Consider the following 11,594-nt stretch of genomic DNA (forward strand, 5'->3'; position numbering starts at 1 on the left):
TCTTTGCAAATAGGTTAAAATTTCGCTAATATTCTATAATTAATTATTTGAAACATCAAATCAATTGAAGATAAAATATATCAAAATATTATTAAAAATTTCCACAAAAATATTTTATAATTATAAAACATATCACTACAAAATATCAAAAAAATCAACGAACTTTAATTTTAATAACATTAAATAGCGAGCCAATGAACTATTGAATTACTAATAAGACAAAACATTATTTATCTATAGAAATTGGACCAAAACAAAATTGTTTAAACTGACAATTAATGGCAAGTATTAAAAATAATCTCACAGGGGAAATCACACTTTTAAATTCGCAGCATGTGTTTGGCAGGAGCAAACACAACCATACTTGCATTTTGGAAAGTGATGTTTCTAAATCGCACGCTACCATCTGTTGGAAAGACGGAAACTGGTATTTGCAAGACCATAGCAGAAATGGCACCCTAATCAATGGGGAATATATTAGACATACTTCCATAAAACTCTTGAAAGGGGCTCAAATTCAATTTGGGGAGGACAAATCTACCCAATGGACTCTGCTAAATTTACAAGTCCCCACATCCTATCTTAAAAGTATGGAGGGAGAAAAAAGTATCATTGAACTAACTTCCTGTCACTTACTTCCCAATGAAGAAAAGCCTATAGTGTCCATTTATCAAGGAATAGAAAAAGAATGGAAGGCAGAAATTAATGACACCCTAATGGAATTAGAACATGGGAACACTTATGAATTTTTAAATACAACATGGCAATTTATTCAAAATGAAATACTGGAGGACACCTTGGACTATGGAGAGGCAACCAAGGAAGCCAAATTTCACTTTTACTTAAGTGCTGATGAGGAAAAGGTAAAGATTATCATTAACATTAATGATTTGGAGTTAAACCTAGGAGAGCGTATCCACCACTTTATATTATTGCTATTGGCCAGAAAAAGGTTGGTGGATCTAAATCATGGGTACGATACTCCAGAACAAGGATGGATGAGCACCGATGAATTAACCCATAAACTCGGGAAAGAACTTGTTAAAGAAATAGATGCCTATTATTTGAATTTACAAATTCATCGGCTGAGAAAACAATTAATAGAAATAAATCCATTTGGACATCAATTTACTGATGTCATTGAAAGAAGAAATGGAGAGATCCGCTTTGCTTATCGCAATTTTGAGATATCAAAGGAAGGGCAACCAAAGGGGAATTTGTTGCCTGAAATAAAAAATTTAAGCTTTTACAATTAAGTAGGATAATATCGGGATATATCCGTATTCACTATTCATTAGGGGAAAGATTTTTTATAAAAGACTGGATACGGGAAGGGCAATATTAATAATTATGGGGAAACAATTAATTGATCAGACACTTGAACCAGTACTAACTCTGGACAATTATGTTTCTCTCCAAAAAATCGGAGAGGGAGGCTATGGCCTAGTGTACAAGGCCAAACAATTGAGTACAGGGCAAACCGTGGCCCTAAAAACCCTAAAGTTCCAAGACTCCTTAGATCCCCAAAAGAAAAATCACCAGATTGCACGCTTTGAAAGGGAAACCCGTCTTTGTGCAGAAATTAATCACCCTCATATCGTTAGACTTCTCGATAAAGGTTTTACTAAAAATGGGGAACCCTTTGCGGTATTTGAATATGTCTCAGGAGAAACACTCAAAGATCTCATCATTCAAAAAGGAAGTTTATCCGCCAATGATACCAAGGAATTAATGGGCCAGGTATTGGATGCCTTGGCTTGCGCCCATACCAAGGGTATTGTGCATAGAGACCTGAAGCCCCATAATATCATGGTAACCCAAACAGGCTCCAAATCACATGTTAAAATACTGGATTTTGGGATAGGCGCATTTACCCATCATTTTCGAAATCTGGATTATAAAAGCTTAACCCTAACTCAGGAGGTGGTAGGCACTCCTGCCTACAGTGCGCCGGAACAATTGAGAGGTGAACCCCCTACGATAAAATCTGACCTTTATGCCTGGGGCTTAATCCTTCTGGAGTGTTTAAGTGGGGAAACTGTTATGAGGGGAGATTCTATTGCTGAAGTGTTCCAACAACAGCTAAGTGCTGCCAATGTTCCTTTTCCTCCCTCCATTGCAGGCCATCCCTTGGCGGATTTACTTCGCCGAGTACTGGAAAAAAACCCTCGTCTACGTATTGCAAATGCGCCTACGCTTTTTGAAGAGTACACAGGGATTAATTTCAGCACCTTGGTGGGAGAAATCAATCCACAAAAACTTACCGTAAAACTAGAAGAAGCCCTTACACAAGCCAATCAGTTGGCTTGGAATAGTGCAAAAAGTGAAAGACGGCAAATTACAGTGCTTTGCGTCAAACTAAGTCTATTAATCCCTAACAAGTCTTTGCTGGATTTAGAGATATTGGATACCATCCAAAAAGATCAAATGAATTTATGCATAGATACCGCCATTCGTTTTGGAGGACATATTGCCGGGTCCCTGGCCGACAATGTGATGATCTATTTCGGTTATCCCCAGATCAGTGATAATGATGCCCGGCGAGCAGGAAGGACTGCCCTTGAACTCGTGAGCCAGGTCCAAAAACGAAGCGCACTACTTTTTGACCAGCAGGGCATCCAATTGGATATTCGAATGGGCATGAACTCTGGTACGATTTTAACAAGACATCACAATACGCCGGTGGGCATGGTACCCAATTTGGCTTTCAACCTCTTGTACAACGCTAAACCAGGTACTGTACTAGTGGGGGAAACCACAAAAAAATTATTAAATCCTTATTTGAAATTTGAAAAAGCAGAAAAGTATCACTACCCTAATGCGGCTGTACAATCATACCTACTGACCGGTGAACGCCAGACCGAGGCCCTTTCATTTTTAAATCCTTGGAGTGCCAACCGGAAAATGATTGGTCGGGAAAAGGAACTCCAAAAACTGTTAGATTTCTGGACGGGAGTAAAAGGAGGCAAAGGCCAGGCAGCTCTCATTCAGGGACAGGCAGGAATTGGAAAATCCAAATTGATTTATGAAGGCAAAAAATGCCTCAGGGATAAAGGATACCTTGTAGCGGAATGTCGGTGTCTCCCTGAACACCAAAACAATGCCTTATATCCTTTTTTTGAGCTATTGAAAAAACATCTGGGAATACAAGATACGCATAAATCCTCAGCCATTATTCCTAAACTGGAAAAAGCCCTGGAAGGAGTGCATTGCGAAATAAAAACATCATTGACAATTCTCTGCTCCTGGCTTTCCATTCCTTTAAACGATTCCTATCAACCCTCCCAGGCTTCTCCGGAAGAACAAAAAAAGATCCTTTTCGAAACCCTGGAAAAATGCATCCTACATTTTGGGGTGGGCAAATCATTTCTGTTGATTGTGGAAGATTTACATTGGATAGATCCAACCAGCCTAGAGTTTCTGGACCGTTTATTACAATCAATTAATAAAGAAAATTATCTTTTACTTTTAACCGCAAGACCAGAGTTTGAACCTAATTGGGAAGGACATACATTAAACATCCTTAAGCTAAACAACTTAAAGAAATCCTTTACCAAAGCATTAGTGGAAGGGGTACTGGATCAAAAACCCATTGAAGAAGCGGCCCTTCAATATATTGCCCAAAGGACAGATGGAATACCTCTATTTATTGAGGAACTTACTCATATGTTGCTCGATCAAAATTATTTGATCTTTAAAAATGAAAAGTATCAATTAGTAGATAATTTGGATGAAAAATCGGTTCCAGTTACCCTCAAAGATTTACTAAACGCCCGATTAAACAGATTGGGTTTGGCCAAGGAAACCGCCCAAGTAGCTGCCACCATTGGAAGGGAATTCAGCTACGAACTCCTTTTGAAAGCTTCACTACGAGACGAAGCCATGGTACAGGCAGACTTGGACCTACTCATGAATGCGGACCTAATTTATCGCCAAAGACGGGTGAATGGAGAAAGTTATATCTTTCGTCATGCTCTCATTAGGGATGCTGCTTATGGAGGGATGGTTAGTTCTATAAAAAAAGAAACCCATGCCCGAATTACCACAATTCTCAAAAATGAGTATGCAGAACAAGTAGCTGAAAACCCTTTTGAGGTGGCCTATCATTCAGCCGGTGCTTTTGACTTTAAAGAAGCCTCGGACTACGGGATAAAAGCAATTAAAAAGCAAATTGAAAATTCGGCCAATAAAGAAGCTTTAAAGCTAAATGAATTAATTCTAAAATGGATAAAACAAATTGAAAATAAATTAGAAGGAAACCAATCAGAGCTGAGACTCAACGTAAGTATGCTGCCTGTGTATACCATGACTAGTGGTTGGGGAAATGAAAAACTGGAAACGCTAGTCCACAGAAACCACGAATTAATTAACTATATTCAAGAACATGGAAAAGAGGAAAAAAGCCCCGAAATAGAGGACCAAATATTAAAGAGTGAATGGATTTTATTTTCCAATTATCACAGTCAGGCAAAGCGAAAAAAAGCCAGAGAATTAGGGGAAAGCATATTAAAAAAAATTAAGGGCACCCAAAATAACCACAGGTTAGAAATGGTAGTTTCGGCTTTTTTAGGCCAAGCATATATTAGTGATGGAGATTTCCAACTCGCAAAAAAAATGTTAAAAACAGTTCTTAATTGTTGCGAAAAAAAGAAAGATTATAATATCCATATTGAATACGGGTTTGACCCCTATGTTCATGCAAAGGGCAATTTATCTCTTTTAACCTATTCACTTGGTTTCCCTGAAACAGCATTGCTATATACAGAACAAGGAATTAAATATGCAAAACTTACAAAAAATAAAACAATCATTTCAATTGCTTATGTATTTGGGTCTCTTTTAGCGGCCTTATTAAATAAAAAGGCAGAAACCAAAAAACTATTAAAAGAGGCATACAAAATATACGAGGGTAAAATTCCAAATGATTTCATTGAAGGGCTACTTTTCATAATAGAAGATTGGTCTAATAATAGTACCACTCAATCAAGGAAAATTTTAAAAAAATTTCTTATTGCTAAACAAAACACTTCTCTCTCTTGGTATGAGCTTTTATTGGCAGATACTTATTTAAATAAGGGAGATTTTTCTGAAGCAAAATCACTCATGTTATCATCAATAAATCGGGGAAAAAAACATAATGAAAATTGTACTTTTTCCATTTCTTTTCGCCTTCTAGGCTTAGCTTGCTATAAACAAAGTCAACATTTGTCGAAAGAATCGGAAAAATACTTCCTTGAATCCATAATGATTGCTCAAAATCAAAAAACATCATGGCTTGAATTACAAGCCACATTTGATTACTGTAAAATTCTATTACAGGAAAACAAAAAGGAAAATATTAAAAAGATGTTAAGTCCGGTATTAAATAAAATAACTGAAGGCTTTCAAAGCAAATTGTATTTAAATGCCAACAAGTTATTAGAAAAACTAAATAAATGTTAAACCATTGAATGTGAACTATATAACAGAATAGTTTTCATTCACAAAAATTCTAAATCATGAAAACTGAAATACTAGAAAAAAGGCCTACACAATCAAATTTCTCTAACTCCTATGATGATCTTGTTAACAGACTAAAAAAACTTGAAAGAACAGAAATTCAAGGAATTGAGAATATGGAAGATCCTGAAGCTAAAAATAAGAAGGTAAAAGAAATAGAAACAAAATACAAAACCCTGCGGATCACAACAAAATATGCTCATCTAATAACTATGACGGGGATGTATGAAGGTTTTTATAAAGCTTTTACCAGCTCAAGCAAAAGTAGAATAAGATTTCTAAAAGACGATCATTTAAAAATTGGCGTTAACAAAGAAAATTTAGGAGAAATAAAAGACAAGGAGGAAAAAGGATTTGAACAATTAGACCCTTCTGCATGGGTGGAGTGGAAAGGTTGCGAAATGTACATACCTGAAAAAACCCATATTGTACTTAACCCCAATCTAACCTGGCCAACTCTTTACATGCGCTCCGAAGATGGGGAAATTACAATAGATGAAAGAGCCTGGGGAGCAGAAGTATATAGTTATCCCGAAGAATTAATAAATGACAACAGTAATAATAAAAAAAGCTCCCTTGGAAAAAACTCAGAGTTCAATCAACTTACTGTTGAAGTAAAGGAAAAATTAGAAGAGTTCCATATTGTCATAGAACTTCCCTTTGCCTCTCCAAGAGCTGATGTACTTACAAAAGTAAATTTCTGCGACAAAAAAGAGGCTATTATTTTAACTACAATTTGTTAAGAAAATGCCCATATAACTAAAGGAAATCGAGTTAAATATTTAAATAAATTGACTAGTAGGGATTATCAGGACTGAATTGGTATGGGGTAAACTTACAATTTTGATAATCGACGAAAATGTTATATAAGTACTCTTCTGTAGGTTTCTTGAAGTATCAATTTTTATTAGATCAGCTATCATAAATGAGTCGTGATTTTCCCTAGTCTTTTTTAAAAATAAAACAGAGTTGTATAATTAAAAAAGCTCTATCAATTTTCAAAAAAACTATTGTGCTTGTTAAAAAACCAAGATTAAGAAGTTCCTTTCGCTTGGAACGAATAAATAAGGAAAGTGTGTTGCTCGTATCCGAAAATACAAGTGTGATGCTTTCCAATGCTTCTCATACCACTGTTCTAGAAGAAATTGCCAATAATAAGTTAACTATTGATGAGCTCCTACTAAAACTGATGGATAGGATACCGGCTCATCTTATTTTTCAAATCATTAACGAATTGGAAAAGAAGGGTTACATCACAGATGGAGAAACTTCATTTTCAGATGCACAAAATGCTTATTGGGAAACTTTAGGCTTTAATACCAAACGTCTCGAAAATATTTTTTATGAAAAAAAAATCTCTTTGCAATCTATTGGGGAAATAGATCCATCTGAATTTTTAAACGCATGTGAAGAAAGCGGAATACAAATTGATCAAAAGTCCTCCCTTCATATCGTTTTAACAGACGATTACAATCACAAAGAGCTCAATCAAATCAACAAAAAGTTCAGGGAAAGTAAAAAGCCCTGGTTGTTAGTTAAACCACATGGGACTGAATTATTAATTGGCCCTTTTTTTGTCTCTGGAAAAACTGGCTGTTGGGAATGTCTTAAACACAGGTTAGATTTAAATCAACCAGAAAAAAGCTTTTATCAATCTCTAAAAAAGAAGGAAGATGGTCCTCGTAGACCGACAATAGGCCATCCCAGCTCCACAAATATTGCTCTTAACATAGCGGTATTGGAAATAATAAAATTCTTATACTCGGAAAGTGATCATCGATTGGTAGGCAAAATTCTACAGATGACCACCCAAAGTATGAAAACTACTTTCCACACTTTAGTGAAAAGACCACAATGCAAGGTTTGTGGAAACGAAAAAATAATTAAAAAGAAGCCTACAGCCATTCACCTTAAAAAAGACACATCCATCAATAATAAATTGGGGGGATATCGTCTACATTCCCATGAAACAACTTTTGAAAAATATAAACACCACGTTAGCAACTTAACAGGGATAATCCCCAGTCTGAAAGCTTATCAAAAAGATGGGACAACGCTTATTCACAATTATTCTTCTGGACGTAATTTGGCATTGCAAAGTACCTCCCTATTTTGGTTAAATCAGCACATGCGTAGTGGAAACGGTGGAAAAGGCAAAACTGCCCTCCAAGCCAAAACTGGGGCACTTTGTGAGGCCATTGAACGATACAGTCTGATGTACCACGGTCAGAATTACCGAATAAAATCCTCTCTATCAGAATTAAAAGAGGGTATCCATCCAAATTCATGCATGAATTTCAGCAAAAAGCAATACGAACAAAGAGAAGAAATTAATGCCAAGAATACGAAGTTCTATGCCATGACCCCCATCCCCTTCGATGAAGAGGAAGAAATGGACTGGACCCCGATATACTCTATAACTAATAATAGTTTCAAGTATTTACCCTCTTGTTATTGTTATGCTCAATATCCAGCCAGGGACGAGTTAAGGCTTTATGCCTACCCTGATTCGAATGGATCTGCAGCAGGAAACACTTTAGAGGAGGCTATTTTACAGGGTTTTCTAGAGTTAGTGGAGAGGGATGCAGTTGCCATATGGTGGTACAATCGCATTAAAAGACCGATGGTTGATTTAAAAAAAGCAAATAATCCTTATATCACCTCTATACTTGAATATTATCGATCCATTAATCGGAGTCTCACCGTTCTGGATATCACCACAGATATGGGAATTCCTGTATTTGTCGCCATATCCCACTCCTTAGAACCCAAACAACCAGATAAAATTCTTTATGGTTTCGGTGCACATTTGGATGCGAATATTGCACTTGAAAGGTCGATAATAGAATTAAATCAACTGCTTCCCATAGTAACCGGAGAAATCATTTTAACAAAAGACCCAGTCTTTGTTGACTGGCTTAATCATGCCACGCTTGAAGAAAATGACTTTATGCTTCCTTTAGAAAATGAAGTCAAAAATATAGCAACAGATTATCCAAAGCTTTGCGAACCCAACCTTTATGATAGTGTACAATTTTGTGTTAATGCAGCAAAAAGGAACCAAATGGAAACCCTTGTTTTGGATCTAACCCAACCAGATATTGAAATGCCTGTAGTTAAGGTAATGGTACCTGGGCTTCGTCATTTTTGGAAACGAACTGCTCCGGGAAGATTATACGATGTACCTGTGAAAATGGGATGGCTAAATGAGCCGTTAAAAGAAGAGGAATTAAACCCAATTGGCATTTTTGTTTAAACCTTCATTTTTAAATTAAGAGAAAAAATGAAATTCAAATCATACAATAATCTTTCCTTTAAAAAAACCGATTATTACAACAGACTACCTCCTAAGGAAAAAGAAGCATTTGATATACTTTCTACAGTTTTCCACTTTAAAACCAACAACTATGTTTTAGAAAAACTCATAGACTGGAAAAATGTGGAAACAGATTCTATATATCGTCTAATTTTTCCTCGCAAGGAAATGCTTAATCCGGCCGATTACGAGCAATTAACCCTCATGCATAAAGCAGGCATAAGTATGGAAAGCCTTGGGCCTTTTATTGAAACCATCCGAAAAAAGATGAGTCCCAAACTCAAGTATCCCGAAAAAAGCATTCCAAAATTAAACGGGCTTAAATTACAGGGAGCTTGGCAAAATTTCGGGACTATAATCAACCTTTATCCTGATCCCATGGTAAAAACCTGTCACGCTTATTGTTCCTATTGTTTCCGCTGGATAATGTTCAAAAATACAGAAGTTCAAAATAGCAATTCTTATTCGGACCCTAATACCCCTGTAGAATATATTCGATCACATCCAGAAATCACAGATGTACTTTTTACGGGAGCGGACCCCCTAGTAATAAAGGCTGATAAAATAAAGGAGTATATCGACCCTATTTTAGCCATTGATTCGGTAAAAGTTATTCGTATCAGTACCAAATCATTGGGTTGGTGGCCTTATCGGTTTACCACCGATTCAGATGCGGATGAACTACTTTCTCTATTCGAGTACATTATTTCAAAGGGAAAGCACCTAAATATTTGCGCCCATGTAACTCATGTTAAGGAACTAGAAAATGAAATAGTACAAAAAGCTATCAAACGCATTCAGGCTACAGGAGCCATCATCAGATGCCAAGGGCCGATTGTAAAGGGAATTAACGATACAGCAGAAGACTGGATTAACCTGTGGAACAAACAAATCCAATTAGGTCTAATACCCTACTACATGTTTGTGGAAGCAGAACACAATTCGGAAAATTGTTTTCGAATTCCCCTAGCAAAAGGTCTAAACATTTTTCAAACTGCTCAAAAACAAGCAACTGGTTTAGCACGTACTGTTCGAGGCCCCGTTTTTATGAATGACCATCACCGCATCCTAATCGATGGTGTGATAACCATTCAAAACGAAAAGTTTTTTGTTTTAAAATCACTTCAGGCACCACCTAACACCAAAGGAGAAGGAAGTTTAAAACTTATTCCTTATGATGAAAACACAAAAGACCCAGGTGACCTGGTAGCCTTATTTAGTGAGGACTACGAAAAAGAGTTGACTTACTAATCATTAATATCCCCCGGCATAATAATCCTTCCCTCTAACAGAGGAATCGGTTATTGTACCGGGAAATAAACTCACCACATTATCTACTCCTCCTCCGCACCAAAATTTCCATTTCCTAATATTTTCCTCCCCCTTTGAAAAACAAATTTTCATAAAACTTGAAACTCACTTCACAAAAGAAAATTCTCCAAATTGAAGGGGATGAAATATCATGAAATATTTTCTTTCCTACATTTCCTATAGATTAGTAATATCAAAAAAAACAGAGAGTTGAGGATATTGAGGAGCCTGAAAATAACTTCAGGTTAGAATCAGATCCTGCTTTCACTGAAAGAAATAATGATTAGAAAGCAAAAAAGGATTTCTAGAGGTAACCCCAAAGTTAGTTGGCTTGACCTCTTAAAATCAAACTAAATTGAAAGGAGATTAAAGATGGATATTATTACTGGAAGTGTGAGTACTGATGGCAAAGAAATTCACGGAAAGGGTTTTAATGTTGAAGTACAAACGGTGAAAAATGGGTGGACTACCTTTTGTATCTACCTAACAAATAATAAAAAAATTGAAAACTATTCAGTGGTGTGTCAAAAGGGTCCCATCCACAATGATGATCCTCTTTTGACAGCATTCACGGGTGAAAACCTCCTGCAGGTGGTTACAAAAACCCAAGGAGTGAAACCAGGCTTAATGGCATTTAACTTTATAGCCGTAAGGTACAATTGATCCATGAAATAATTTTAATTGAATTTCTCTCACAAGCATAGTTTAACCTACACCTCCTTTTTGAAGGAAAAATCAACCTAAACAAAAATGCTGCGGTAATCCAAACATGGAAAAAAATCGCAGCTTTTTTTCTTCACTTCCTATCCTAACTTAAAGTAACCTTAAGGACACCATCAAACATAAATAACTGGTTTTCAAAACCACACCCTTCATCCTCAAGCTAATTCCCCTTAATAAAACTTCCTTCCTAAAATCCAGACCATGACTTGTTTTTCATCAAAAGGAAAGAATCCTCTTCTCTACAATTTAGTTTCAAAAAAAAGCCATGACTTTCTAAACAAATAGAAAATCACGGCCTTTTAAGTTTAAAAAATACCAGCCTGCGGCAAAAAATGCAGGAAAAATATCCTACAGCCTAATCCAAATGGCTGGTCGCCAAGTAATACCTCCCTCAACATTTATCCAACTTCCTTGACGATACCTATAACCTGGACGCCTTTTTACCCACACTCCATCAATCCACACATATCTTCCTCTTCGAGCATTCCATTCATAGTAACCATCTACCCAAAAATAGTTTCTTCCAGGGCGGGCAGGTTTTCTTACTCTTACAGGCCGTCGGGAAGGCAACCTCCTCTTTACCACCACATTTCTCTCATGTCCATGACCATGGTAAACTGTCCTTCCCCTTCCTGGTCTTACCACCTGCTTTTTTAACTTAACATGACCATGTTTATGAGGCTTATACACCTTCTTTTTGACGACAACCTTATCTTTTTTATTTGGCTTCTTTTTACCTTTATTT

The 11,594-nt window shown here is 36.5% G+C and carries 8 protein-coding genes; 6 read left to right on the top strand and 2 right to left on the bottom strand.

Annotation, left to right across the window (positions count from 1 at the left end; all coding sequences use genetic code 11):
* Window positions 1-278: 278 nt before the first annotated feature.
* The 5 genes from E1171_RS16990 to E1171_RS17010 all read left to right on the top strand — a co-directional run bounded on the left by E1171_RS16990 (window position 279) and on the right by E1171_RS17010 (window position 10,066).
* Entirely contained in the window at window positions 279-1,256 is a 978-nt protein-coding gene (locus tag E1171_RS16990) for an FHA domain-containing protein (RefSeq protein ID WP_155207251.1), read from the top strand.
* Between the two features lie 94 nt (window positions 1,257-1,350).
* Window positions 1,351-5,442, top strand: a complete 4,092-nt coding sequence (locus tag E1171_RS16995; protein ID WP_155207252.1) for a TOMM system kinase/cyclase fusion protein — start codon at window positions 1,351-1,353, stop codon at window positions 5,440-5,442.
* Window positions 5,443-5,498: 56 nt separating this feature from the next.
* Window positions 5,499-6,242, top strand: coding sequence for a hypothetical protein (locus tag E1171_RS17000; RefSeq protein WP_155207253.1), 744 nt, complete (start codon window positions 5,499-5,501; stop codon window positions 6,240-6,242).
* A gap of 308 nt (window positions 6,243-6,550) precedes the next feature.
* Entirely contained in the window at window positions 6,551-8,755 is a 2,205-nt protein-coding gene (locus E1171_RS17005) for a TOMM precursor leader peptide-binding protein (protein WP_155207254.1), read from the top strand.
* A gap of 27 nt (window positions 8,756-8,782) precedes the next feature.
* Window positions 8,783-10,066, top strand: a complete 1,284-nt coding sequence (locus E1171_RS17010; protein ID WP_155207255.1) for a KamA family radical SAM protein — start codon at window positions 8,783-8,785, stop codon at window positions 10,064-10,066.
* A 3-nt stretch (window positions 10,067-10,069) separates the two neighbouring features.
* Here the strand turns inward: E1171_RS17010 and E1171_RS17015 are convergent, their stop codons facing one another.
* On the bottom strand, window positions 10,070-10,219 hold the full coding sequence (locus E1171_RS17015) for a hypothetical protein (RefSeq protein WP_155207256.1): 150 nt from the start codon (window positions 10,217-10,219) through the stop codon (window positions 10,070-10,072).
* Between the two features lie 279 nt (window positions 10,220-10,498).
* On the opposite strand from E1171_RS17015, the gene E1171_RS17020 reads away from it, so the two are divergent.
* Window positions 10,499-10,789: a hypothetical protein gene (locus E1171_RS17020; RefSeq protein WP_155207257.1), complete on the top strand. Its 291-nt coding sequence runs from the start codon at window positions 10,499-10,501 to the stop codon at window positions 10,787-10,789.
* A 408-nt stretch (window positions 10,790-11,197) separates the two neighbouring features.
* Here the strand turns inward: E1171_RS17020 and E1171_RS23920 are convergent.
* Window positions 11,198-11,594 (bottom strand): hypothetical protein (locus E1171_RS23920; RefSeq protein ID WP_222931530.1); only part of this gene is annotated, 397 nt, incomplete at its 5' end.

This window comes from Xanthovirga aplysinae (assembly GCF_009711365.1).
Lineage (GTDB): Bacteria > Bacteroidota > Bacteroidia > Cytophagales > Cyclobacteriaceae > Xanthovirga > Xanthovirga aplysinae.